Source organism: Streptomyces sp. Y1 (genome assembly GCF_041053115.1).
Lineage (GTDB): Bacteria > Actinomycetota > Actinomycetes > Streptomycetales > Streptomycetaceae > Kitasatospora > Kitasatospora rubellomurina.
Window position 1 is genome coordinate 8,071,556 of sequence record NZ_CP163445.1, and the last position, 23,088, is coordinate 8,094,643.

The following is a 23,088-nucleotide window of genomic DNA, read 5'->3' on the forward strand; positions in this document are numbered from 1 at the left end:
GCCTTTCAAAGGCGCGGGTTTGCTGTCACGCTGCTGCTCCCGGCCCGCTTCCCCACGAGAGGTCCCGATGAGAAGAATCCTGCCTGCCCTGACCGGCGCCGCGCTGTTCGCGGCGGCCGGCCTGACGGTGCTCGCCACCCCCCATGCGGCGAGCGCCGCGGACTGCACGCCCGCCCAGGTGGTGGCCAACGGCGGTTTCGAGTCCGGCAGTTCACCCTGGACGGCACCGAGCGGCGCGATCACCGCCGACAGCGGCCAGAGCGCCCACTCCGGCAACTCCTACGCCTGGCTCGACGGCACCGGTTCGACCCACACCGACACGCTCTCCCAGTCCGTCACCCTCCCCACCGGGTGCGGCACCGCGACGCTCGGGTTCTGGCTGCACGTCGACACCGCCGAGACGACCACCAGCACCGCCTACGACACACTCGCCGTCAAGCTCGGCACGACCACCGTGGCCACCTACTCCAACCTGGACGCCCAGGACGGGTACGTGCACAAGACCGTCGACGCCTCCGCCTTCGCCGGCCAGACCGTGACGCTCTCCTTCACCGGCACCGAGGACTCCAGCCTGCAGACCAGCTTCGTGCTGGACGACATCACCCTGGACGCCTCCGGCGGCACCACCCCGCCCCAGCCCGGCGACCCGACCCGCACCCCGGCCGCACCCGCGTACACCGTCAACCTCACCAGCGACGCCTCCGGCGGCAGTTGGACCGGGCACGAGAGCGTCACCTTCACCAACGCCTCGCCCACCGCGCTGAACGAGGTGTACCTGCGGCTGTGGGACAACGCCCACGGCAGCTGCCCCAGCACCCCGATCACGGTGACCAACGTGACCGGCGGCACGCCCGCCCCGCTCAGCGTGAACTGCACCGCGCTCAAGGTCACCCTGCCGGCGCCGCTCGCGCAGGGCCAGAGCGGCACCGTCGGCTTCGACCTCGGCATCACCGTGCCCAGCGGCGCCGACCGCTTCGGCCACGACGGCGCGTACAACTTCCTCGGCAACGCACTGCCCGTCCTGGCGATACGCGACGCGGCCGGCTGGCACCTCGACCCGTACACCAACAACGGTGAGTCCTTCTACTCGGTCGCCTCGGACTTCACCGTCACCCTGGACCACCCGACGAGCCTGCTGGTGCCCGCGACCGGCACCTCGGTGGACACCCCCGGCGCGGCCGGCCGGACCGTCACCAAGGCGACCGCGAGCAAGGTGCGCGACTTCGCCTGGGGCGCCGGCCCGTTCACCCGGATCTCCGGCACCTCCGCAGCCGGTGTGAAGGTCAACGTGTACTCGGTGGCGGGGATCAGCGCGGCCGACGCCAAATCGATGCTCTCCACCGCGACCTCGGCGGTCGACGCCCACGCCCAGCGCTTCGGCGCCTACCCGTACGGCGAACTGGACGCGGTGATCGACAACAACTTCTGGTTCGGCGGCATGGAGTACCCGGGCTTCGTCCTCGACCTGGTCAGCACCACGGCCCTCACCCACGAGATCGCCCACCAGTGGTGGTACGGAATCGTGGGCGACGACGAGTACAACGCCCCCTGGCTGGACGAGGCCTTCACCGACTACGCCACCGACCTCGCACAGGGGAAGACCGGCAACGGCTGCTGGAACAACGTCTCCTGGGCCTCGTCGGCGGAGAAGATCACCAACTCCATGGCCTACTGGGACGCCAACTCCTCCCGCTACTCCACGGTCGTCTACGGCTACGGCAAGTGCGCCCTGCACGACCTGCGCCGCACGATCGGCGACACCGCGATGACCACGCTGCTGCGCAGCTACGCGCAGGCGCACTGGTACGGCGTGTCCACCACCGCGGAGTTCAAGGCCGCGGCCCAGGCCGCCACCACCGTCGACCTGACCTCCTTCTGGAGCCAGCACCGCATCGACGGCTGAGGCCCGCCGCACGTGGGGCCCGTCTTCGACCTCCCGCCTGCGGGAGGTCGAAGACGGGCCCCTAGTGGTGGCGTCAGGTCGGGCGTGTGCTCACCGGGGAGCGCCCGCGCCGAGTTCCGCTATGCGGCGCCGTGGACGCCCGGGGCGACGAAGCGGCGGTGCAGCGGGCTGAACACCACCTCGGGCTCGCCGGAGATGCCGGCCTTCTGGATCGCGGGCGCCAACCGTTCGGCGAAGAACGTCTCGAAGGCCTGCTGGGACTCCCAGACGTCGGTCACGTGCAGGCCCTGCGCGTCGAACCAGGCGATGTGCACCTGCCCGCCGGCCGGCTCGACCTCCTCCCAGCGGACCTCGTCGCGCACGGCGTTGTACTGCTCGGGGGTGGTCCCGGCCCACCGCATCGACATCACCACAGCCATGTCACCGCTCCTTCACTCGCGTCCGCTCCCCGTAGCGGTTCGATTTCCCGCCTTCCAGCCAACTCCCGTTCAGGCCCGCACGCACGTCGATCCCGCCGCGGGCTACTTCTCGACGAAGACGAGGTCCTCGATCGGGCGGGTCATCCGGAACGTGTTGCCGTTGGTGACCTCGACGACGTGCTGCAGGCCGATGATGCTGTCCTGCTGCTCGGGCACGTGGAACTCGTCGGCGCCGCCCGCGAGGTAGGCGGGCAGGCAGGTCAGGGACGGGCCGAACAGGCGGACGTAGTCGGCGAGGCGGCGGAACAGCTTGGGGACGATGACCTGGTCGTCGGTGAGCGTGGCGAGGCTGTCGATCTTCACGCCGCTGGTGGTCTCGTCGTACGACCAGACGCTGCCCGGGACCTTGTCCTCCCGGGCCTGCTGGGCGGTGGCGGCCATGTCCGCCCGCAGGTCCTCGGGCAGGTTGCCGTAGAACGTCGGGTAGACCAGGCCGCGGGCGAGCAGGTGGTGGTTGGCGGTCCGGTTCAGCATGGCGACGGTGACGTCGACGCGGGTGCCGCTCCTGGCGGGCTTCGGCGAGTTGCCGATCTTCGGCGCGTCGCCGCGCCCGACCAGGGCGACGCAGCGCCCGTAGAGGTCGGCGCCGGAGGTGAGGATGTAGCCGGGGACGGTCTGCGGGGTGGAGGCGGTGACCTTCTCCTCCGGGTCCTGGACGACCTGGCTGAAGCCCAGCCAGCTGAGCATCTCGTCGCGGGCCGCGTGCGCCCCCTTGTCCAGCGGCTGGTGGACGAAGGTCGGGCCGGCGCCCTTGTAGTGGGTCTCGGTGGCGTCGATCCCGTCCACCCGGATCGAGGCGCCGCCGAACTCGTCGCGCTTGACGCGGTGCTCGCCGGGGACCTCGCACCAGAAGCCCGGGTCCTGCGGGGTGAAGTGGACGGTGTCGCCGTCCGGCCGGTCGCCGAGGATCCGGTACGAGCCGGTGATGAGCAGCATGGGCATGGTTTCCCTCCGTGTCCGATCGGGTGCCCATTGTTGCTCGGTACCCGAACCGCCTGTGGGAGCCAGGAGGGAGCGGCGAGTCCGCGGATGGCGCGAGTCCGCCGGTGGCGCGGGAACGGCCCCGCCGGGGTGCGGCGGGGCCGTGCCGGGCTCGGGTGGTTCGGGTCAGCCGACGCGGCCGGGGTTCTTGCGGGCCACGACGGCGCCGTTGGCGCCGGTCGCCTCGAAGGAGATGGTGCGGGGGTCCTCGAAGCCGGTGTCGGTGAGCCAGCGCGTGAGCTCGTCCGCGGAGTAGCTCTGGCCGCCCTCGGTCGAGACGATCATGTTCATCCCCATGAGGGCCGCGTTCGCGGGCCCCGTGTGCTCGGAGTCGAGCATCAGCTCGCAGAGGATGATCGCGCCGCCGTCCTCCAGCGCGTCGTAGCACTTGGCGAGCAGCTTCCGGCCGGTGGTCTCGTCCCAGTCGTGGAGCACGTTGCTCAGCAGGATCACGTCGTGGCCCGGCGGCAGGGACGCGTCGGACAGGAAGTCGCCGGCCGCGGCGTGCACGGCCTCGCCCACCCCCGCCTCGCGCGCCTTCTGCTCGATGACGCCGCACACGTGGTCGAGCTCGACCACCGTCGCCGACAGCTGCGGGTAGCGCTGGCAGAGCACGATCGGGAACGCCCCCGACCCGCCGCCGACGTCCAGCAGCCGGCGGTGGGCGCCGAAGTCGTAGGCCTCGCCCAGCGTCCGCGCGGTCGACATCGAGAGGGAGTGCATCGCCTCCCAGAACAGTCGCGTCATCACCTGGTCGTCCGCGCCGAACAGGCTGTCCTGGGTGGCCGGGTCCCAGGTCAGCGGCTTGTCGGTGCGCAGCGCTTCGACGATGCGGTGCCAGGCCGGGTACTCGCGCTGGTCGCAGTAGCGCACGAGCCCGCCGAAGTAGCGGGGCCGGCCCTCGACGAGGAACTCCTCGGCGAGGGGGGAGTTGCGGTACCGGCAGTCGGCCTTGGTCAGCAGCCCCAGCGAGGTGAGGGCGGCCAGGAACATGTCCGCCGGCCGCTCGCGGAGGTCCAGCCGCGCGGCCAGGTCCTCCCGGGTGAGCGCCTGCCCGTCGGCCAGCTCGGTGAACAGCCCCGTCTCCACCCCGGCCGCGAGCGTTTTGAACTGCCAGAACGCGGACGTCAGTTGCATCAGCGGCACCGGGGACGGCATGTCACGGTCGGTTTCCGGCAGGTTCGTCAAGTCTCTCTCCTCCAACTCGGTCGAGCGTCGGCTGTTCGCGGGCAGGCCGAACCGGACGACCCCGGGCCGGGCGCCGCCGCCCGGCAAATATGGCATGGGCACGGAGCTTTTTCGGGCCCTCGGAGGCAAGACGGGACGGGTGGGACGAAAGAGTCGCACGGGGCGGGGGAGGCGGCCGCGCGGGGCGGCCGCCTCCCCCGGGAGTGGAGTCAGTCCTTCCCCACGTCCTTGACCTTCTCGGCCGCCTGCTTGAGGTCGCTCTTCATCTGCTTGCCCCGGCCCTCGGCCTCGACGACCGGGTCGTCCATGGCCTTGCCGGCGGCCTCCTTGGCCTTGCCGTGGGCCTTCTCCGCGATGTTGCGCAGCTTGTTCTCGGTGCCCATCGGGCGCTCCTCTCGTCGTTCCGCCCGTGCGGGGCGGTCGGTTCGCGGTGCCGAGTGCGGGGGCCGGTCGGTCGGCCCCCGGGCCGCGTCTGCCCCGGATCGGCGTTTCCACACCGGGCGGTCGAAGTCCACCGCCTGGCCGCGTCGACCCGGGCACGGCCGGGGGTGTGGGCCGAGGCCGCGCGGGCACCCGCCGTACCGTGACGAGCCGAACCAGAACGACCGCCCTGACCGGCAGCGACCCGCACGGCCCCGGCTGGCGGCGGGTGCGCCGGGGGCGGGGCTTCGGCTACCGGGACGCCGACGGCAGCCCGGTGGGCGACCCCCGGGCGATCGCCCGGGTGAAGGCACTGGCGATCCCGCCGGCCTGGACGGACGTCTGGATCTGCCCGCATCCGCGCGGGCACCTCCAGGCCGTGGGGACGGACGCGGCCGGGCGGCGGCAGTACCTCTACCACCCGGACTTCCGGGCGCAGCAGGAGCGCGCCAAGCACGACCACGTCCTCGCCGTCGCCCCCGCCCTGCCCGGACTGCGGCGCCGGGCGGAGGAGGACCTCGCCCGGCGCGGCCTCGGCCCCGAACGCGTCCTCGGCTGCGCCACCCGGCTGCTCGACCTGGGCTTCTTCCGCATCGGCGCACCGGGCTACGAGCGGGACAACGGCTCCTACGGCCTCACCACGCTGCGGCGCGACCAGGTGTCCGTACGGCGCGACCGGATCCACTTCGCCTACCGGGCCAAGTCGGGCCGCGAGCGCGACCTCGTGCTGACCGACCGCACCACCGCCACCGCCGTACGGGCCCTGCTGCGCCGACCGGATCCGGGGGCGCGGCTGCTGGCCTTCCGGCAGGGCCGGGTCTTCGCGGACGTCGATGCCGCGCGGCTCAACGGCTACCTGCGCGAACACAGCGGCACCGACCTGTCCGCCAAGGACTCCCGCACCTGGCACGCCACCGTGCTGGCCGCGGTGGGGTTGGCGGTCTCCTGGCCGGTGGCCGGGCGTTCCCCGGGCGCCCGGCGGCGCGCGGCGGCCCGGGTGGTCCGGGAGGTGGCCGATTACCTGGGCGACACGCCCGCGGTCTGCCGGGCCTCGTACCTGAATCCGCGGCTGTTCGAGCTGTACGACCAGGGCGTCACCCTCGCCCCCGCCCTGCGAAACCTCGCGCCCGGCGACGGGCTGGGGCTGCCCGGCACCGGCGAGGAGGTCGAGCGGGCGGTGGTCGAGCTGCTGACCGGCAAGGGCTGCTGACCGGCAAGGGCTGCTGACCGGCAGGGGCTGTTGAGGGGCCCGGGCTCACGGTCGCCTGGCGGCGGCCGGCCGCGCCCAGGCGAGCAGGCGCTCGCGCGGCCAGGTGGTGACCAGCCGGTCGGGCCCGAGGCCGAACCTGGCCGCGCGGGCGTAGCCGGAGGTGAACCAGTGCAGTTGCTCCGGGGCGTGGGCGTCGGTGTCGACGGCGAACAGGCAGCCCGCCTCGACGGCCAGCCGCAGCAGTTCGTCGGGCGGATCCCGGCGCTCGGGGCGGCAGTTGATCTCGACCGCCGTCCCGGCCGCGGCGCAGGCGGTGAACACCGCCGCGGCGTCGAAGCGGGACGGCGGCCGGCCGCGGCCGGTGACGATCCGCCCGGTGCAGTGGCCGAGCACGTTGGTGCGCGGGTCGCGGACGGCGGTCAGCATCCTGGCCGTCATCGGTTCCGGATCGGCCCGCAGCTTGGAGTGCACCGAGGCCACCACCACGTCGAGCCGGTCGAGGAGTTCGGGCTCCTGGTCGAGCGAGCCGTCCTCCAGGATGTCGCACTCGATCCCGGCCAGGAGCCGGAACGGCCCGTCCCCGGCGTGGTGGCCGGCGGTGTCGTGGGCCACGACGTTCCGGGCCGCGGCGTTGTGGGCCGCGACCGCGTCGAGCTGGCGGCGCAGCCGTTCGGGGTCGAGTCCGTGGGCGATGGTCAGGCGGGGCGAGTGGTCGGTGAGTACCGCCCAGTCGTGCCCGAGCGTGCGGGCGGCCTCGGCCATCTCCTCGATCGGGTGGCCGCCGTCCGACCAGTCGGAGTGCAGGTGGCAGTCGCCGCGCGCGGCCGCCGCCAGGTCCCATCCGGCCCGCGCGGCCGGTCCCGCCGCGGTCTCCAGCCGGGCGAGGTAGCGCGGAACGGCGCCTGCGGAGGCCTGGGCGATCACCTCGCCGGTGACCGGCCCGACGCCCGGCAGGCGCCGGGCCTGCGCAGCGTCCACCGGACCGGGCGGCAGCGCGCGGACGGCGTCGGCCGCGGTGTGGAACGCCCGCACCCGGTAGGGCGAGGCGTCGTTCCACTCCAGCAGGAAGGCGATCCGCCGCAGCGCCGTCGCCGGGTCCATGACGTCCCTCGTGGGCCGGCCGGGTCAGCGTGCGGTGGTGCGCGGCGCGTCGCCGGGCGCCGTGCTCAACGGCCGAGCGCGTTGGCCAGTTCGCGCTTGTTCATCTTCGAACGGCCCTTGATGTTGCGGTGCTTGGCCTCGTTGTACAGCTGGTCGTAGGTCGGGCCCTGGCTGCCCTGGTGGGAGCGCTGCCCGCCGCGCCGGCTCGACGACATGTCGTGCGTCGACGAGCGGCTCGCGGTCTTCGACTCGCCGTGCCGGGCCCGTTCCTTGTTGACCGTCCGGGCGGCGATCTCCTCGGCCCGCTTCTCGCTCTCGCCGCGGTCGAGGGCGCTCTCCTTGATGTGCTCGTACTGCCGCTCGCGCTTGGGGCTGGATCCTCGGGGCATGGCCGCCGCTCCTCTCGTGGTCCGGGTCGTTGCGCGGGGGCGTATACCCGGACGAACCGCAGGAAACCGCCCGAGCCGGCCCGACCCCGTCCGGCCCGTCCGACCCGTCCGGCCCGGGCGGGGCAGCCCTCCGACCGTGTGAACTCCCGGTACCGGGGTAGCCGTGGGAGCCCCGAACGAGCCGGCGGAGGAGCCTGCGATGGACAGACGCGTCGAACACCTCGATCCGCCGCGCCCGGCTCGCTCCGACCCGGCCGACTGGCCGCTGGACGGAGCGGACGGGAGCCTGCCGCCCGACCGGGCCCAGGCCATTCTGGAGGCGGCGAAGCGGATCGGCTCGCTGCTCAAGGCCAAGGACCACCCGTTCGCCCTGGCGGGCGGGGTCGCCGCCTACGCGCACGGCGCCGCCGTGCGGCTCCAGCACGACGCCGACTTCTGCATCCGCCGCGAGGACGCCGACGCCGTCACCCACACCCTGCGCGAGGCCGGGCTCCAGGTGTTCCTGCCGCCCGAGGACTGGCTGGTCAAGGCCCGCTGCCTGGGCCAGGACGTCGACCTGATCCTGGAGCTCGCCAAGCGGCCGGTCACCTCGGAGCTGCTGGACCGCGCCGAGGTGCTGCCGGTGGACTCCGTCCACATGCCGGTGCTCTCCGCCACCGACCTGGTCAGCAGCCTGCTGGCCGCGTTCTCCGAGCACCACTGCGACTTCGGCGCGGTGCTCTCGGTGGTGCGGCCGCTGCGGGAGAAGGTCGACTGGCGGCGGGTCCGGGCGGAGCGCGGCGGGGCGCCGATGCCGGCGGCGTTCCTGTTCCTCCTGGAACGGCTCCAGGTGATCGAACCCGAGGAGGCGGACCGATGAGCGGCGCCGACGACACCGAGTACCGGCTCGCCCACCTGCGCGACCGCCTCGCCGACGACGAGGTCGGCGAACTCGGCCTGCGGATCGAACTGCACGGCGCCCGGGTCACGGTGCGCGGCACCGTGCCGAACGAGCGGCGCCGGGCGGCCGTCGAACGCATCGTCAACGAGGCCCTGGCCGGACTGACGGTGCACACCGACATCGCGCTCGTCGACGGCCGGCCGCCGACCGGGGTGGAGGACCTGCCGTGATCCGGGTGGCCGCGGTCGGTGACATCCACCTCGGCCCGGACAGCCGGGGCCTGCTGCGGCCCGCCTTCGCCACGCTGGGCGACCTGGCGGACCTGCTGCTGCTGGCCGGCGACCTCACCCGGCACGGCACCCCCGAGGAGGCGGTGGTGGTGGGGGAGGAGGCCGGCGGCCTGCCCGTGCCGGTGATCGCCGTCCTGGGCAACCACGACTACGACGCCGGCGGGCCGGACGAGGTCACCCGGATCCTGACCGCGCACGGCGTACGGGTGCTGGAACGCGCCTCGACCACCGTCCAGGTGGACGGCCGGCTCGTCGGCGTGGCCGGCACCAAGGGCTTCGGCGGCGGTTTCGCCGGCCGCAGCGGCGGGGAGTTCGGCGAGCCCGAGATGAAGGCCTTCGTCCGGCACAGCCGGGAGTGCGCGGACGGTCTGCGCGCCGCGCTCGACCGACTGGCCGAGGAGGGCTGCGACCTGCGGATCGCCCTCACCCACTTCGCCCCGGTGCCGGACACCCTGGCCGGCGAGCCGCCCGAGATCTTCCCGTTCCTGGGCAGCTACCTGCTCGCCGAGGCCATCGACGGGGCCGGCGCCGACCTGGCCGTCCACGGCCACGCGCACCTGGGCACCGAGCGCGGCCTCACCGCCTGCGGGGTGCGCGTGCGCAACGTCGCCCAGCCCGTCCTCGGCCGCGCCTTCGCGGTCTACCAGCTGCACGCCCACGGCGACTGATACCCAGCCGGCCCGCCGCCGGTCAGGCGTCCCGCAGCCGCGCCAGCGCGTCCTTCGACAGGCTGACCCGGACCAGCGCGGCGGCCAGGCGGGCGTGGTCCTTCGGCGGCACGAGGCCGCCCAGGTCGCGGGGCGTGTGCGGCAGCCCGAGGTCCTCGGCCGCGCCGCACGCGCGGTCGTCGAAGAACGGCCGCAGCCACGGCCACACCGCCTGGGCCTCGCGGCAGAAGATGCCCGCGCCGACCGGGCCGATCCTCGGCACGTCCTGCAGCAGCTCCCGCAGGGCGTCCGGATCGCGGTCGGCCTCGTCCCGCATCCGGCGCAGGTCGCCGTGCCAGCGGTCGAGCACCAGCCGCGCCCCTTCGCCGAGGGCGGTCGCCGTGCTCTCGTCGTACCGGACGTAGTGGGCCCGGCCCAGGGCGTCGACCCGGTCCTGCCAGCCGGAGTCGGCCATCGCCCGGGGCGTGCGGAACCCCGCGGCGGACAGCTCCCGGGCGGCCCGGGTGGCCGTCCCGGCGCTGATCCGGATGGAGCAGAGCACGGTCAGGACCAGCAGCCGGTACAGCGGCGAGGGCTTGTCCCGCAGCGTGATGCCGGCCTCCTCGGCGTAGGTGCGGCCGTGCTCGGAGAGCAGCCGGGAGGTGATGGTGTCGACCGTCATCGCGCGAGCACCTCCCTCCTCGGTGCGCCTCCTCGGCGCCCGTCAGGTCCGGGCGGGGCGGCGCCCGGTGGGGACCCGAGGCTGCCCCGGCCCGCACGGGCGAAACGTCCCCGGGCGGCGGCCGGTCGTCCGGGGACCGGAGGTCGGGCCCGGCGCGGTGGTTACACCGCCCCTGGGCGGGCACACGCGCGACCGGTCGGGAACGGCCCGGCCGCACGGTACGAGGAGGTCGCAGATGAGCATGGTGAAGGAGTCCGTGGACGTCGGTGTGCCGCTGCACACCGCCTACAACCAGTGGACGCTGTTCGAGGAGTTCCCGCGCTTCATGGAGGGCGTCGACGCGGTGACGCAGCTGGACGACCGCCACAACCACTGGCGGACCAGCATCGGCGGCGTCAGCCGGGAGTTCGACACCGAGATCGTCGACCAGCAGCCCGACGAGCGGATCGCCTGGCGGACGATGGACGGCGAGGTGGAGCAGAAGGGCGTCGTGACCTTCCAGCGGCTCGACGACGTGCACACCCGGGTGCACATGGCCATCGACTTCCGGCCCGAGGGCATCGCCGAGAAGGCCGGCGACATGATGGGCATGATCGACCGGCGGGTGAAGGGGGACCTGAAGCGCTTCAAGGAGTTCATGGAGGAGCGCGGCCGGGAGGAGGGCGGCTGGCGCGGCCGGATCACCCCCGGCTGACCCGCCGCCGGACCGGCGTCCGGTCGGCGTCCGGTCGGCGTACGGCCGGCGTATGGCTGGCGTACGGCCGGAGTACGGACACACCGAGGGCCCGGACGGCCTGCCGTGTACGGCACCGTCCGGGCCCTGGTGTGCGGGCGCGTCAGCGGGAGTCGGCGAGAGTCAGCGCGAGTTGGCCCGCGTCGGCGAAAGTCAGCGCGAGGGGAAGCGGTGGCGCTCGACCAGGCCGGCGAACTCGTCCCAGAACGCCGGATCGGGCCGTCCGCCGTCGGCCCGGACCGCGACCCCGGCCAGCCCGCTCGGCGTACCGAACCCGGCCGCCCGGGACAGCTCGACGCCCGAGCCCAGCACCGCGACCGGCTTGCCGTGCCGCAGCGCCTCGGCGAGGAAGGCGACGGCGTCCGGATCTGCGGGCAGCGCGCGGTGGCAGCCGTCCGGTACCACGACGGCGTCGTACAGCACCGAGGCGGTGGTGGGCAGCGGGTGGTCCACCGGCAGGTGCTCACCGTCCTGCGCGAGCACGTGACCGCCGTGCGCGGCGAGCGTGTCGACGCGGGCGCCCGCGCCGCACAGCCGCGCACGGGCGGCCCGCACCTGGTCGCCGTCCACCCCCGGGCCGGTCAGCACGGCGACCCTGCGGGTGCGGATGCCGCGGCCGCGCAGGTTGTCCAGACTCAGCGCGGGGGAGGTCCGCGGCCCGGCCGTGCCGTTCCCGGCCGAAGCCGCCCGCCCGTCCAGCGGCGCCGCCCCGTTCGCCGGCGCCGCCTCGGGCTCGGGCACGCCGATCCGCCGGGCCACCTCCGCCGCCAGGCCCGGATCGACGTGCACCAGGTTCCCGACCGTGCGCTGCCGGACCTCCTGGTCACCGACCTTGCCGAGCTCGAAGGCGAACGCGGCGGTGATGTGCCGCTGCTCCCAGTCCGCCATGCTGCGCCAGAACAGCGCCGCCTGGCTGTAGTGGTCGCCGAAGCTCGGGCTGCGGCGGCGGACCGCCGATCCGTCGATCCGCTCCTGGTAGTGCTGGAACACCCCCTCGGCCAGGTGGCCGCCGCCCATCGTGGCCGGGCAGCCGCCGCCGACGGAGTTCGGCGTGTAGCTGGTGCCGTCGTGGACGACCTGCTGGCCGTAGCCGTCCCGGTGGTCGGTGCGGACGTCGGCGAGCGGGCGGTTGACCGGCAGCTGGGAGAAGTTGGGGCCGCCGAGGCGGATCAGCTGGGTGTCCAGGTAGGAGAAGTTGCGGCCCTGCAGCAGCGGATCGTTGGTGAAGTCGATCCCGGGCACGACGTTGGCGGTGTGGAACGCCACCTGCTCGGTCTCGGCGAAGAAGTTCCGCGGGTTGCGGTCGAGCACCATCCGCCCGACCGGATGGACCGGCACCAGCTCCTCCGGCACCAGCTTGGTCGGGTCCAGCAGGTCGAAGGGGAAGGCGAACTCGTCCTGTTCCGCGATGAGCTGGACGCCGAGTTCGTACTCGGGGAAGTCGCCCGCCGCGATCGCCTCCCACAGGTCCCGGCGGTGGAAGTCGGGATCGCGCCCGGCGGTGAGCTGGGCCTCGTCCCACACCTGGGAGTAGACGCCGAGCACCGGCTTCCAGTGGAACTTGACGAAGGTGGCGCGCCCCCGCGCGTTCACCAGGCGGAAGGTGTGCACGCCGAAGCCCTGCATCATCCGGTAGCTGCGCGGGATGGCCCGGTCGGACATCACCCACATCAGCATGTGGGTGGTCTCGGGCTGGAGCGAGCAGAAGTCCCAGAAGGTGTCGTGGGCGGAGGCGCCGGTGGGGATCTCGTTCGCCGGCTCCGGCTTCACCGCGTGGACGAAGTCGGGGAACTTGACCGCGTCCTGGATGAAGAACACCGGCATGTTGTTCCCGACCAGGTCGTAGTTTCCGTGCCCGGTGTAGAACTTGGTGGCGAAACCGCGGACGTCCCGCACGGTGTCGGCGGAGCCGCGCGGGCCCTGCACGGTCGAGAAGCGGACGAAGACGGGCGTGCGCCGGCCCGCCTCCTGGAGGAAGTCGGCGCAGGTGAACTCGGCCAGCGACTCGTACGGTTCGAAGAAGCCGTAGGCGCCGGCGCCGCGGGCGTGCACGACCCGCTCGGGGATGCGCTCGTGGTCGAAGTGGGTGAGCTTCTCGCGCAGGTGGAAGTCCTCCAGCAGGGTGGGGCCGCGGTCGCGGACGGCGAGCGAGTCGTCGGTGCTGTCGACGCGGACGCCCTGGTCGGTGGTGAGCGGGCCGTCCGGGTCGGCGGCCCGGGCGGCGTCCAGCGCGACGTCCTTGGCGTCCCGGTCGGCGGCGGGTTCGGGCGGCTCGGGCGGTCGGGGCGGCGGTTCGGGGGGCGGGGTCCCGGTGACCAGCGGGGTGCGGGCGCGCTGCCCGGGGGATTCGGGGGCGTTGCTCATCTCGCCTTCTCCGTCCTGGAGTTCGGGCCGTACGGCCGGAGGTGGGGGCCGCCGGGAGGGGGGTCAGTGCCGCAGCAGGAGGTAGGCCGCCTCGGCCGGGTCGTCGGCGGCCGAACAGGCCGTGGGCGTGCACGGCGGGCACGGCCCGGCTGTCGGCCGGCCCGGCTCCGGGACCCGGATCGCGTGGGCGCCGACCGCGAGCGCGGCGGCGATCACGGCGTCCTCGCAGCCGATCACCGTGACGCGCGCGGGCGGCAGACCGAGCGCCCGGCAGGCGGCGGTCACCAGCCCCGGGGCGGGCATCCGGCAGGCGCAGCCGTCGTGCGATCCGTGCGGACACACTGCCCACACGTCGACCGCGCCCAGCAGCGCCTCGGCCCGGGCCTGGACGGCCTCGACCTGTCCGCGGCCGAGGAGCCCGCGGGCCACGCCGGGCTGGTTGCTCAGCACGCCGATGGCGAACCCGGCCCCGCGCAGTACGGCCAGCGCGGCCCGGACCCCGGCCATCGGACGGACCATCGCGGGGTCGCCGTTGTAGGCGACGTTCTGCAGGAGCGTGCCGTCGCGACCGAACAGCACGGCACCCGCCGGGCGCTCGGCCGTCGCCGGGCCGACCGCCGGTCCGTCCGGGCGGAGGAACAGCCACGGCCCGGGCGGGCCCTGGTCCTCGATGTCCGGGCGGGGCTTCGGGACGGTCAGTACGAGTTCTCCGAGGTGGTCCATGCCCCTGCGGGTTGCCGCCGCCGAGGACGGCAAACGGCGCGCGGCGGGCGGATCCGGATCGGCCGGTCGGTCGCCGGGGGAGCGGTGCCCGGTCGTGTCGTGCCGTGCGGGCCGTCCCGTGCCGGTCGTCCCGTGGCCGGTCGTCCCGGGCCCGGCGGCGATCCCGGCGGCGGCCGGGTTTGGCCCGTGCCCGCCCGGGGACACGCCCGACCGGCGGGGGAGCCGCGAGGAGGAGACCGAGGAGACCAGCGATGTCGAACGATGCCATTGTCCTGCTGCGGGAGGACCACAAGGAGGTCCGCCGCCTGTTCCGCGAGTACCGCGGTCTCGACAGCGCCGGCGGCGCCGGCGACGGCAACGGCGGTGACGGCGGCGACGACAGCGCACGGCGCAGGACGGTCCAACGGATCGTCGAGTCGCTGACCGTCCACACCTACCTGGAGGACGAACTGGTCTACCCCAGGATCCGCCAGGAACTGCCCGGCCTCGCCGAGGAGATGGACCAGGCCGAACAGGAGCACCACGTCGCCGACCTGCTCTGCGAGGAGCTGAGCCGGATGGATCCGGGCGACGACGGCTACGACGCCAAGACCGCCGTCCTGATCGACGCCGTCGAGCGGCACATCGAGCGGGAGGAGAACGACTGGTTCCCCAAGGTGCGGGCCGCGCTCGGCCGCACCGAGCTGCGGGAACTGGGCGAGCGGATGCAGGCCGTACGCGAGACCGCGCCGCGCCACCCGACCTCGGGCGGCGTGCTGCACCGCATCGCCGACGTGCTGGAGGGCTGACCCACCCCCGCCCGCGGCAGGAGCCACGCCCAGGAAGCCCAGGAACACCCAGGAACCCCAGGAACCTCAGGAAGGAAGTCCCGTGCGGCACGACGAAGACCTGCTGGACCAGCTCACCGCCGAGCACCAGGCCGTCCTGGTCCACTTCAGCGAACTCAGCGGCCTCCCCAGCGGGGACCCGCAGCGCAAGGAGCTGGTCGATCTGGTGACCGACCAGCTGGTGCGCCACACCCGCGCCGAGGAACAGCACCTCTACCCGCTCGCCCGCGACCGCCTGGCGGACGGGCCGGCCGTGGTGGAACGCGAACTCGCCGACCACCGAGGAGTGGAGGCCCTGCTCACCGAACTCCGGCCGACCCGGGTCGACTCGCCCCGCTTCGACCGCCTGGTGGCCCGGCTGATCGAGGAGGTCACCGGGCACGCGGGCGAGGAGGAGAGCCGGCTCTTCCCGGCCGTGCGGGCCGTCACCACCGAGGCGGAACTGCGCGACCTGGCGGTCCGCGCCCGCGAGACCGAGCGGCGCTCCTCCGGTCGGCCCCACCACCAGCCGCCGACCGAACGCCCCGCCGACCGGCTGCCACCGCCCGAGCGCCCGCTGATGGAACGCCTGCGGGCCTTCCTGACCCCGGGCGGACCGCGCTGACCCGCCACCCGCGCCTCCGGAAGGCCGACCGGACGGGGAGCGTCCGCGGCGCGGGAACCCGGGTTTCGCCCCGGCGATCCCGGGCAACCGCGCGATGACCCACGGTGGCCGACCCCGGTCGGCCCCCGGCCGGCGGGGCCGCCAGGAGCGATGACCACGGACGAGGACGGCACGGAGGTGCGAGGACGTGCGGGAACGAGCGGACCGGATCGCCGATTCCTGGGGTGACCGCACCCCGTACGGCCCCGGCGCGCCCTGGCCGGTGCCGGCCCCCTCGACGGCGACGGCGCCGTCCCCCACGACGGCCCCGGGCGCCGGTCCGGCCCCGGACCGGCCCTGCTGGAGGACCTTCGTGACCTCCACCTCGCCGCCGCCGGGAACGCGCTGCGCCGCGAGATGCCCGCCCGGGCCGCGCGGGCCGTCCGGGACGAGCCGCTGCTCGCCCTCGCCACGGCGTGCCGCCCGCAGACGCTGCGGCAACTGCGCTGGACGACCACCATGGTGAAGACACTCGCTCCGCAGCTGCTCGGCAGCCCCGATCCGGAGGTCACGCGATGACCGCGTACGCCGACCACACCGTCCCCGGGCCCCCTGCGGGGACGCCGGACCGATCGGGGGTCGCGCCCGTGCCCGGCCGTCCGGCGAGCCCGGGATGGACCTTCCTCACCAACCACGCCCGGGTCCTGGTGCAGATCGCCCGTGACCCCGGCATCAGGGTGCGGGACATCGCCGTCGGCTGCCTGCTCACCGAGCGGGCGGTGCAGCGGATCATCGCCGACCTCGAGGAGGCCGGCTACCTCACCCACGAGCGCCGGGGACGGGTGAACCACTACGAGGTGATCGCGGGCAAACAGCTGCGCCACCCGGCGGACGCCGGGCCCACCCTCGCGGAGCTGCTGGCCGTACTGCTGCGCGGGGGCGGCCCGGGCGAGGGGGAAGATGCCGGCCCGTAGTGGCCCGCCGGCTCTCCCGCCGCGCGCGGACGGGAGCGCCCGGGGGCCGCCACCGGGCGCAGCGGCATCAGTGCCGCTGATGGGTCCTGAAGCGGACCTCGTTGGACGTGATCGCGGCCGTGGCACCAGGATGGCCGCATGACCGTGACCTCCGCCATCGCATCCTTCGCCGTCGTGGCCGGCATGCTGACCGTCATGCCCGGACTGGACACCGCCCTCGTCCTGCGTTCCGCGATCACCCTCGGCAGGCGCCGGGCCTTCGCGACGGCGCTCGGGATCCTCTGCGGCGTGCTGGTGTGGGGGGTGGCCGCCGCGGTCGGCGCCACGGCGGTGCTCACGGCCTCCCACCTGCTGTACGACGCGCTGCGCGTGGCCGGTGCCGGGTACCTGGTGTGGCTGGGGGTCGGCATGGTCCGCAAGACGCTCAAGGAGCGCGGCCGAGCCGCGTCGGGGGACGCGGCGGGCACGGCGGATGCCGCGGGTGCGGAGGCGACCTGGCTGCGGTCCTGGGCGCGCGGGCTGGGCACCAGCCTGCTCAACCCGAAGAACGGCGTCTTCTACATGGCGATGCTGCCCCAGTTCATCCCCAGCGGCGCCCCGCACCTGCTGATGGGGGTCGTCCTGGCGGCCGTGCACGACCTGGAGGGCCTGGTCTGGTTCAGCGCGCTGATCTTCGGCACCCAGCTCGTCCGGCGGTGGCTGAACCGCGCCTCGGTGCGGCGGGCCATCGACGCGGTCACCGGTACGGTGCTCGTCGGCTTCGGTCTCAAGCTGGCACTCGCTGACGGTTGATCGCCGCGGCGGCCTCCTCGGCGGCTTTCTCGACGGCCTCCTCGACGACCCGGGGCAGCCAGTCGCTGACGGCGGAGAAGCGGAAGCCCAGGCGGGCCGCCCGGCCGGTGTCCATCGCGTAGCAGCGGTCGAAGGAGAACGGTGAGGTCGGCTCGGTCCCGCCGCCGACCAGCCGGGGCTCGGTGCCGGTCACCCGGCCCACGGCCGCGCACAACTCCCGTACGTCCAGGGCTTCTCGGGAGGCCGCGTTGACCGGGCCGAGGAAGTCGGCCGTCGCGGCCCAGGCCAGGAAGCGGGCGATCTCCGCCTCGTGGACGAAGGACGCGCGCTGCGGCGAGGCGTGGACGGCCACCGGCAGGCCGCGTCCGATCCGCTCCACGTAGTGGGCCAGCCGGCCGGTGAAGTCGGCGCCGCCGAGGACGTGCGCCGTCCGGACGGTGACGACGTGGAAGGGGGCCTGCCGGGTGAGCAGCGCCTCCGCCTGGCGCTTGCCCTCGGCGTAGTGATCCGAAACGAACTGCTGGTCGTGCCAGGGGAGTTGCAGGTCCACCGGCTCGGCCGCCAGGTCGAGTTCCGCCTCGGTGAGCGGCGGGCCGCCGGGCCGGCCGAGGTGGGCGTAGACCTCCACGGTGGAGGTGAGCAGGTAGCGCGGGGTGCGGTCGGCGAACACCCGGGCGGCGACGGCCGCCTGGACGGGGGTGTAGCAGACCTGGTCGATGACGGCGTCGAAGCGCCGGTCGGCGAGCGCGGCGCGCAGGGCGCCCTCGTCGTTCCGGTCGGCGCGCAGGTGGGTCACGCCGGGCGGGGCGGGGGTCGAGCCGCGGTTGACGACGGTCACCGTGGCGCCCGCGTCACGGAGTTCCTCGATCAGCCGCCTGCCGAAGTAGCGGCTTCCGCCGATCACGCACACGTCCACGTCCACGTCCTCGGTCCTCTCTCGTTGCTTTCGGTGGGACCAGCCTGCCGCGGATCGGTCGTCAGCAGTAGTGTGGGGATGGCGCACCCGTCATTAGGAGAACTGTTGATCGACGTCCAGCGGCTGGCGGTCCTGCGGGAGGTCTCCCGCCGCGGCAGCTTCAACCAGGCGGCCCAGGCCCTGCACTGCACCCCCTCGGCCGTCTCCCAGCAGGTCGCCGCGCTGGAACGCGGCCTCGGCGCGCCGGTGGTGGAGCGCTCCACCCGAGGGGTCACGCTCACCGACGCGGGCCGGCTGCTGGTGGAGGCCGCCGACGCGATCGCCGCCGAACTCGCCGACACCCAGCAGCGCATCGCCCGGCTGACCGCCGAGCGGACCGCCCTGACCGTCGCCACCTTCGCCAGCGGCGGACGACGGCTGCTGCCGTCGGTGCTCGCCGGCTTCGCCGCCGACCACCCGGAGGTCGAACTGACCGTCCTGGAGGCGGAACCGGAGGAGAGCCTGCCCGCCGTCCGCGAGGGGCGCGCCGACCTCGCCCTCGCCTACCACTTCGCCGGCCCGCCGCCCGCCCGGCCCGGCGACCGCTCCGGGCTGGACTGGACGGCGCTCGGCGAGGACCCGGTGCGGGTCGTGCTGCCGCGCCACCACCCCGCCGCCGCCCGCCACCGGGAGCGCCCCGAGGCCCCGCACCTGGCCGAACTCGCCGACCAGCGCTGGATCCTGGGCTGCCGAAAGTCCGCCGACCAACTCGCCCACCACGCCGAGCTGGCCGGCGTCGAGCTGCGGATCTGTTGCACCGCGACGGACTACGAGTTCGCCCAGTCACTGGTCCGCGCCGGGATCGGCATCGCGCTGATCCCCGAGATCGGCCTTTCCCCGCACCCGGACCTGGTCGCCCTCCCACTGGCCGAACCCGGCCCGCGCCGCCACCTGGGCCTGGCCCTCGCCCGCCGCCGCCGCGGCCGGGCCGCGCACCTGGCGGAGGACCTCGCCACCCGGCTCGTCGCCGGAGGAACGGGAGAGGACTGACGGCCGCCGGCGGCGGGCGAGCAGAGCTGCCAGGCCCGTGGTCCCGCGGTGCCCCCCCCCACCTGCGCTAGTCTCCCGCAATGCCCAGCATGGATCGATCCTTCGTTCGGCACCGGCGGGGCGTGACGATCGCGGGCCTCGTGCTCAGCACCGTCGCGCTCGCCGGCTGCAGTTCAGGTGGTACCTCTCCGGCTCCGGCCGCAGCGGCGTCCCCGCCTGCCGGTTCCACGAGCAGTGCGGCGCCGTCAGCTGCCGCACCGGTCGCGGCGAGTCCCACGGCCGCACCGCTGTCCTTCCGCTACCACGCGCTGGGCAAGCAGGAGTTCATCGACCAGACACTGTCCATCGGCAACCGCGGACGGACGAGCGTGGCGCCCACCCTGGCGATCACGGCCGTGGACGGCAGCGGGAAGGACCTGCCGGACGTACGGGTCACGACCGCGTACGGGAGCGACCGCGGCAGCCTCGTCGTCCAACCCGGCGGGGGCTTCGACGTCCTCGCCTTCAGCGGAGCCGGCGCCGACCAGGTCGCCGATGTCCGGGTGACGGTCAAGGAGTCCGCCCCGGCGGACCTGCCGGCCGACGCATCCCTCGTCGAGGCCGAGCCGGCGGACGCCGCCGGTCGGCCGATGAGCAAGTTCGACGCCTTTGAGCAGGTCGTGCTGAACAACCCGAACACCACGGCGGTGTCGGTCCGCGTCGTGTACCTGGTCTACGACGAGCCGCAGCCCGGCAAGTCCCAGCAGGCGGTCGAGGCGGTCCCGATCGGCGGGCTGACCACGGTCCCGGCCGGGGGCACCGCTGCCGTGCCCGTGTCGGGAGAGGCGAAGGCGGCCGTGCAGAAGTACGCGCACGGCCCGGCCGTCAGCGTCAAGGTCTACTTCTCCCGGTAGCCGGTAGCCGGAGCCGGTAGCAGTCCGCTCGCTTCGGCACGCACAGCCGTGCGTACCGAAGCGAGCGCACGGTCGGGGGGTGGGCTCGGGGGAAGATCACCGGTGCGCCGGTGATCTCACTCACATGGCCGTGACCAAGGGCGAGGTCGATCTCTTAGGCAGGACATGACGACGACTCCCAGCGGCCTGGCCCGGCGCGAATCCACCTACTCCCCTTCCCCGTTGACCTTACGTCCGCTCCCTGACGCCCCGTCGCCCGCGCCCGCGGCCGCGCTCGCTGGCCGTTCCGTGAGGGCCGAGCTGACCCGGCTGCTCTTCGCCGCGGACGAAGGCTCAGGGCACCGCGCCTGGCGGGCGTTGGCCGCCGACCCGGCCCTGCACCCGCGGACCGGGGACAGCGGCACCGAGCGGATCGCCGACGCCTACCGGCGGTTGCGGCTGCTCAACGGGCGTCTGGACGCCGCTGCGCTGGCCGCCGACCCGGCCCGGCTGGCGGCACTGCACGAGTGGACCAGCACCGTCGACGGAGCACTGACCGTGCTCACCGGGATCCACTACAACCTCTTCCTCGGCAGCCTGCTCGACCACGACCCCAACCCCAAGAGCCCGCTCGACGGGTACCTCCGGATGGACCGCGTCGGCACCTTCCTCTGCACCGAACTCGGCCACGGCAACGACGCCACCGCGCTGGAGACCGTCGCCGACTACGACCGCACCGACCGCACCTTCACCCTGCACACGCCCAACCCCGGTGCCCAGAAGTTCATGCCCAACACCAGCACGGTCGGGGGCCCCAAGTCCGCCGTCGTCGCCGCGCGCCTGCGCGTCGACGGGCGCGACCACGGCGTCTTCCTGTTCCACACCCCGCTCGTCGACGCGACCGGACCGCTTCCCGGCGTCACCGTCCGCGCTCTGCCGGTGCGGCCCGGAAGCCCGGTCGACCACTGCCTCACCTCCTTCGACCGCGTGACCCTGCCCCACGACGCCCTGCTCACCGGCGCGCACGGCCGACTCGCCGACGACGGGACGTTCACCAGCGCCTACGGCAGCCGCAGGAAGCGCTTCCTCACCGCGATCGGCCGGGTCACCGCCGGCAAGCTCTGCATGAGCGCCAGCGCCACCGGCGCCGCCCGGTCGGTCCTGGCCATCGCGGTCCGTTACGCCCACCACCGGGAGATCTCGGGTGTCCGGCCGGAGCAGCGTCGCCCGCTGTGGAGCCTGCGCACCCATCACGGTCCGCTGCTCGCCGGCCTTGCCACCGTCTACGCGATGACCGCGCTGCACCGTGCGGTCGTGACCCGGTGGACCGGGCACGACACGGCCGACCCGGCGGACCGGGATGCCGCCGAGCGGCAGGTCGCCATCGCCAAGGGGTGGACGACCTGGCAGGCCCGCGACCTCATCATCGAGGCCCGGGAGCGTTGCGGCGCCCAGGGGCTGCTGCCGGTCAACGGGATCATCGAGGCCGCCGCCGACATCGAGGGCACCATCACCGCCGAGGGCGACAACCTCGCACTGTGGGCCAAGGCGGGGGCGGAACTGCTCCTGGAGGCAGGGGCGGACGGCGCGGCGGACGAGCCCGGACGAGGCGGTGACGCCGGGACCCGCCCGGGCCGACCCGCCGACCTGGCCGACCCGGCGGCCCGGCAGGCCCTGTTGCGGACGGCCGGGCACCTGCGGCTGGCCCGAGCCAGGATCCGGCTGCGCGAGGTGCCCGTCAGGGACGGCATGCGCCGCTGGAACTCCGCCGCCCCGGACGCCCTCGCCGCCGTCACGGCCCGGGCCGAGTGCGACGCCGCAGCAGCCCTGCTGGCCTGGACGGACGCCGCCACCGAGCCCCGCACCCGGGCCGTGCTGCTCGACCTGCACCGCCTGTTCACCCTGGACCGGATCGCCACGCACGCGACGACCCTGCTCGCCGCCGGCGTCCTCACGGCGGAACAGGCCGGGGTGCTTCCGGAACTGCAGGAACGATCAATCGCACGCCTGGCCGGACACGGCCGCACGCTCGTGGACGCCTTCGACCTGCCCGAGGCGCTCATCGCCAGCCGTCCCATCGCCACCGCGGGGTACCAGGACGCCTTCGCCTCGTGATCCGTCCGGCCGCGCCCGCCGCCGAGGTCCACGGCCCTCAGGCCAGGAAGCCCCGCAGCAGGGCGGCCGTCGCGGCGAGGTGTTCCTCGGTGGCGCGGCGGGCGGCGTCGCCGTCGCCGGCGAGGATGGCGCGGACCATCGCGCGGTGCTGGTCGGCGGCGTGCGCGATGTTCCGGTCCAGCATGGGGATGGCGTTGAGGAGGTCGTTGAGGCGCATCCTGGCCTCGGCGATGGCCGTGGCGAGGGTGGGGGAGCCGGTGAGTTCGCCGATGGCGAGGTGGAAGCGCGAGTCGAGCTGGCGGTACTGCTCCGGCGGGGCTTGCTCCAGGTCGGTCAACCGGCTTTCCAGGTGGGCCCGTTGGTCGGGGGAGAGGGGGCGACGGGCGGCCGCCTCGGCGGCGCCGACCTCCAGGACCTGACGGTAGGTCAGCGCGTCCTCCAGTGCGCCGCCCAGGTCGCGGGCGGCGCGGCGCAGGTCGGCGACGTCCGGCGCGGGCATCCGGTAGGTGACGAAGGTGCCGCCGTAACGGCCGCGGCGGGGTTCGACGCAGCCGGCCTGCTGCAGCGTGCGGAGCGCCTCCCGCAGGGTCTCCCGGCTGACGCCGAGCCGGGCGGCGAGGTCCCGTTCGGCGGGCAGGCGGTCGCCGAGTCCGAAGACGCCGAGCTTGATCGCCTGGAGCAGCCGCTCGACGGTCTCCTCGAAGGCGTTGCCGGTCCTGACCGGGCGGAAGATCGCCCCGGCCTGCCAGTCGAGCCGCGCTCGGTCGAGCGTTTCGTCCTCGTCCACGCCGGAATCGTACCTACGAACGGGTTTCCCGCACTCGTTCCCTTCTCGCTCTTGACGCGGCCCCGACCCAGCCGGAACGATGCTGCTCACCCACCCCAATGGTCTGGTTCCGGGCCATTGAAGAGCTGTCCTCGAAGTGCCGTTCTCGAAGTGCTGTCCCCGAAGAGCCGTCCGACCGTCGAACCGGCCGGGGGTGCCGCGCC

At 74.1% G+C, this 23,088-nt stretch carries 24 protein-coding genes and 1 pseudogene; 14 read left to right on the top strand and 11 right to left on the bottom strand.

Going from position 1 to position 23,088, the window contains the following annotated elements:
- Positions 1-67: 67 nt before the first annotated feature.
- A complete protein-coding gene (locus tag AB2U05_RS35195; RefSeq protein ID WP_369185519.1) occupies positions 68-1,903 on the top strand; it encodes a M1 family aminopeptidase in 1,836 nt (611 codons plus the stop codon).
- Between the two features lie 119 nt (positions 1,904-2,022).
- On the opposite strand, the gene AB2U05_RS35200 is transcribed toward AB2U05_RS35195, so the two are convergent.
- From AB2U05_RS35200 to AB2U05_RS35215, 4 genes are all read right to left on the bottom strand, one after another.
- Positions 2,023-2,322, bottom strand: coding sequence for a hypothetical protein (locus tag AB2U05_RS35200; RefSeq protein WP_045692509.1), 300 nt, complete (start codon positions 2,320-2,322; stop codon positions 2,023-2,025).
- 102 nt (positions 2,323-2,424) lie between these two features.
- Positions 2,425-3,324, bottom strand: coding sequence for a nuclease (locus tag AB2U05_RS35205; protein ID WP_369185520.1), 900 nt, complete (start codon positions 3,322-3,324; stop codon positions 2,425-2,427).
- A gap of 165 nt (positions 3,325-3,489) precedes the next feature.
- The gene (locus AB2U05_RS35210) at positions 3,490-4,551 is read right to left on the bottom strand and encodes a methyltransferase (RefSeq protein WP_369185521.1); all 1,062 of its coding nucleotides are present in this window, start codon (positions 4,549-4,551) and stop codon (positions 3,490-3,492) included.
- A 209-nt stretch (positions 4,552-4,760) separates the two neighbouring features.
- Positions 4,761-4,934, bottom strand: coding sequence for a CsbD family protein (locus AB2U05_RS35215; protein WP_063773443.1), 174 nt, complete (start codon positions 4,932-4,934; stop codon positions 4,761-4,763).
- A 200-nt stretch (positions 4,935-5,134) separates the two neighbouring features.
- On the opposite strand from AB2U05_RS35215, the gene AB2U05_RS35220 reads away from it, so the two are divergent.
- Complete coding sequence (locus AB2U05_RS35220) at positions 5,135-6,181, top strand: DNA topoisomerase IB (protein WP_369185522.1); 1,047 nt, start codon at positions 5,135-5,137, stop codon at positions 6,179-6,181.
- 45 nt (positions 6,182-6,226) lie between these two features.
- Here the strand turns inward: AB2U05_RS35220 and AB2U05_RS35225 are convergent, their stop codons facing one another.
- On the bottom strand, positions 6,227-7,282 hold the full coding sequence (locus tag AB2U05_RS35225) for a PHP domain-containing protein (protein WP_369185523.1): 1,056 nt from the start codon (positions 7,280-7,282) through the stop codon (positions 6,227-6,229).
- A gap of 65 nt (positions 7,283-7,347) precedes the next feature.
- The gene (locus AB2U05_RS35230) at positions 7,348-7,671 is read right to left on the bottom strand and encodes a plasmid stabilization protein (protein ID WP_369185524.1); all 324 of its coding nucleotides are present in this window, start codon (positions 7,669-7,671) and stop codon (positions 7,348-7,350) included.
- A gap of 199 nt (positions 7,672-7,870) precedes the next feature.
- Here AB2U05_RS35230 and AB2U05_RS35235 point away from each other — a divergent pair, with 199 nt between their 5' ends.
- Genes AB2U05_RS35235 through AB2U05_RS35245 form a run of 3 tightly spaced genes read left to right on the top strand, consistent with a single transcriptional unit; the run spans position 7,871 to position 9,509 of the window.
- On the top strand, positions 7,871-8,530 hold the full coding sequence (locus AB2U05_RS35235) for a nucleotidyltransferase family protein (RefSeq protein ID WP_369185525.1): 660 nt from the start codon (positions 7,871-7,873) through the stop codon (positions 8,528-8,530).
- Positions 8,527-8,781, top strand: a complete 255-nt coding sequence (locus tag AB2U05_RS35240; protein WP_045692514.1) for a BON domain-containing protein — start codon at positions 8,527-8,529, stop codon at positions 8,779-8,781. Before AB2U05_RS35235 ends, AB2U05_RS35240 begins: the two co-directional genes overlap by 4 nt.
- Complete coding sequence (locus AB2U05_RS35245) at positions 8,778-9,509, top strand: metallophosphoesterase (protein WP_369185526.1); 732 nt, start codon at positions 8,778-8,780, stop codon at positions 9,507-9,509. Before AB2U05_RS35240 ends, AB2U05_RS35245 begins: the two co-directional genes overlap by 4 nt.
- Positions 9,510-9,531: 22 nt before the next feature.
- Here AB2U05_RS35245 and AB2U05_RS35250 read toward each other — a convergent pair whose 3' ends face one another.
- Positions 9,532-10,170 (bottom strand): endonuclease, encoded by a 639-nt coding sequence (locus AB2U05_RS35250; protein WP_369185527.1) that lies wholly within the window; start codon positions 10,168-10,170, stop codon positions 9,532-9,534.
- A 235-nt stretch (positions 10,171-10,405) separates the two neighbouring features.
- Here AB2U05_RS35250 and AB2U05_RS35255 point away from each other — a divergent pair, with 235 nt between their 5' ends.
- Positions 10,406-10,864: an SRPBCC family protein gene (locus AB2U05_RS35255; RefSeq protein WP_045692517.1), complete on the top strand. Its 459-nt coding sequence runs from the start codon at positions 10,406-10,408 to the stop codon at positions 10,862-10,864.
- Positions 10,865-11,056: 192 nt separating this feature from the next.
- On the opposite strand, the gene AB2U05_RS35260 is transcribed toward AB2U05_RS35255, so the two are convergent.
- Positions 11,057-13,267, bottom strand: a complete 2,211-nt coding sequence (locus AB2U05_RS35260) for a catalase (RefSeq protein ID WP_369185528.1) — start codon at positions 13,265-13,267, stop codon at positions 11,057-11,059.
- Positions 13,268-13,330: 63 nt separating this feature from the next.
- Positions 13,331-13,990 (bottom strand): HAD-IIIA family hydrolase, encoded by a 660-nt coding sequence (locus AB2U05_RS35265; protein WP_052707120.1) that lies wholly within the window; start codon positions 13,988-13,990, stop codon positions 13,331-13,333.
- Positions 13,991-14,241: 251 nt separating this feature from the next.
- Here AB2U05_RS35265 and AB2U05_RS35270 point away from each other — a divergent pair, with 251 nt between their 5' ends.
- The 5 genes and pseudogenes from AB2U05_RS35270 (at position 14,242) to AB2U05_RS35290 (ending at position 17,166) form a co-directional block, all read left to right on the top strand.
- Positions 14,242-14,778, top strand: a complete 537-nt coding sequence (locus AB2U05_RS35270; RefSeq protein WP_369185529.1) for a hemerythrin domain-containing protein — start codon at positions 14,242-14,244, stop codon at positions 14,776-14,778.
- 82 nt (positions 14,779-14,860) lie between these two features.
- Entirely contained in the window at positions 14,861-15,421 is a 561-nt protein-coding gene (locus AB2U05_RS35275; protein ID WP_369185530.1) for a hemerythrin domain-containing protein, read from the top strand.
- A 324-nt stretch (positions 15,422-15,745) separates the two neighbouring features.
- Positions 15,746-15,979 (top strand): annotated as a pseudogene (locus AB2U05_RS35280) (hypothetical protein); the annotation flags it as partial.
- Positions 15,976-16,374: a helix-turn-helix transcriptional regulator gene (locus tag AB2U05_RS35285; RefSeq protein ID WP_369185531.1), complete on the top strand. Its 399-nt coding sequence runs from the start codon at positions 15,976-15,978 to the stop codon at positions 16,372-16,374. The pseudogene AB2U05_RS35280 and the gene AB2U05_RS35285, both read left to right, overlap by 4 nt.
- A gap of 138 nt (positions 16,375-16,512) precedes the next feature.
- Positions 16,513-17,166 (top strand): LysE family translocator, encoded by a 654-nt coding sequence (locus AB2U05_RS35290; protein ID WP_369185532.1) that lies wholly within the window; start codon positions 16,513-16,515, stop codon positions 17,164-17,166.
- Here AB2U05_RS35290 and AB2U05_RS35295 read toward each other — a convergent pair.
- Positions 17,141-18,082: an NAD-dependent epimerase/dehydratase family protein gene (locus AB2U05_RS35295; protein ID WP_369186050.1), complete on the bottom strand. Its 942-nt coding sequence runs from the start codon at positions 18,080-18,082 to the stop codon at positions 17,141-17,143. The genes AB2U05_RS35290 and AB2U05_RS35295 overlap by 26 nt on opposite strands.
- 105 nt (positions 18,083-18,187) lie before the next feature.
- On the opposite strand from AB2U05_RS35295, the gene AB2U05_RS35300 reads away from it, so the two are divergent.
- The 3 genes from AB2U05_RS35300 (at position 18,188) to AB2U05_RS35310 (ending at position 22,098) form a co-directional block, all read left to right on the top strand.
- The gene (locus tag AB2U05_RS35300) at positions 18,188-19,111 is read left to right on the top strand and encodes a LysR family transcriptional regulator (protein WP_369185533.1); all 924 of its coding nucleotides are present in this window, start codon (positions 18,188-18,190) and stop codon (positions 19,109-19,111) included.
- Between the two features lie 122 nt (positions 19,112-19,233).
- The gene (locus tag AB2U05_RS35305) at positions 19,234-20,004 is read left to right on the top strand and encodes a hypothetical protein (RefSeq protein WP_369185534.1); all 771 of its coding nucleotides are present in this window, start codon (positions 19,234-19,236) and stop codon (positions 20,002-20,004) included.
- A gap of 288 nt (positions 20,005-20,292) precedes the next feature.
- The gene (locus tag AB2U05_RS35310; protein ID WP_369185535.1) at positions 20,293-22,098 is read left to right on the top strand and encodes an acyl-CoA dehydrogenase; all 1,806 of its coding nucleotides are present in this window, start codon (positions 20,293-20,295) and stop codon (positions 22,096-22,098) included.
- 37 nt (positions 22,099-22,135) lie between these two features.
- Here the strand turns inward: AB2U05_RS35310 and AB2U05_RS35315 are convergent, their stop codons facing one another.
- Complete coding sequence (locus AB2U05_RS35315; RefSeq protein ID WP_369185536.1) at positions 22,136-22,885, bottom strand: FadR/GntR family transcriptional regulator; 750 nt, start codon at positions 22,883-22,885, stop codon at positions 22,136-22,138.
- Positions 22,886-23,088: the final 203 nt, after the last annotated feature.

Bases quoted from the DNA above. Each gene is read 5' to 3' on its own strand.
- AB2U05_RS35195 (WP_369185519.1), top strand. From the start codon at position 68: ATGAGAAGAATCCTGCCTGCCCTGACCGGCGCCGCGCTGTTCGCGGCG.
- AB2U05_RS35200 (WP_045692509.1), bottom strand. From the start codon at position 2,322: ATGGCTGTGGTGATGTCGATGCGGTGGGCCGGGACCACCCCCGAGCAG.
- AB2U05_RS35205 (WP_369185520.1), bottom strand. From the start codon at position 3,324: ATGCCCATGCTGCTCATCACCGGCTCGTACCGGATCCTCGGCGACCGG.
- AB2U05_RS35215 (WP_063773443.1), bottom strand. From the start codon at position 4,934: ATGGGCACCGAGAACAAGCTGCGCAACATCGCGGAGAAGGCCCACGGC.
- AB2U05_RS35225 (WP_369185523.1), bottom strand. From the start codon at position 7,282: ATGGACCCGGCGACGGCGCTGCGGCGGATCGCCTTCCTGCTGGAGTGG.
- AB2U05_RS35230 (WP_369185524.1), bottom strand. From the start codon at position 7,671: ATGCCCCGAGGATCCAGCCCCAAGCGCGAGCGGCAGTACGAGCACATC.
- AB2U05_RS35235 (WP_369185525.1), top strand. From the start codon at position 7,871: ATGGACAGACGCGTCGAACACCTCGATCCGCCGCGCCCGGCTCGCTCC.
- AB2U05_RS35240 (WP_045692514.1), top strand. From the start codon at position 8,527: ATGAGCGGCGCCGACGACACCGAGTACCGGCTCGCCCACCTGCGCGAC.
- AB2U05_RS35250 (WP_369185527.1), bottom strand. From the start codon at position 10,170: ATGACGGTCGACACCATCACCTCCCGGCTGCTCTCCGAGCACGGCCGC.
- AB2U05_RS35255 (WP_045692517.1), top strand. From the start codon at position 10,406: ATGAGCATGGTGAAGGAGTCCGTGGACGTCGGTGTGCCGCTGCACACC.
- AB2U05_RS35260 (WP_369185528.1), bottom strand. From the start codon at position 13,267: ATGAGCAACGCCCCCGAATCCCCCGGGCAGCGCGCCCGCACCCCGCTG.
- AB2U05_RS35265 (WP_052707120.1), bottom strand. From the start codon at position 13,990: ATGGACCACCTCGGAGAACTCGTACTGACCGTCCCGAAGCCCCGCCCG.
- AB2U05_RS35270 (WP_369185529.1), top strand. From the start codon at position 14,242: ATGTCGAACGATGCCATTGTCCTGCTGCGGGAGGACCACAAGGAGGTC.
- AB2U05_RS35285 (WP_369185531.1), top strand. From the start codon at position 15,976: ATGACCGCGTACGCCGACCACACCGTCCCCGGGCCCCCTGCGGGGACG.
- AB2U05_RS35290 (WP_369185532.1), top strand. From the start codon at position 16,513: ATGACCGTGACCTCCGCCATCGCATCCTTCGCCGTCGTGGCCGGCATG.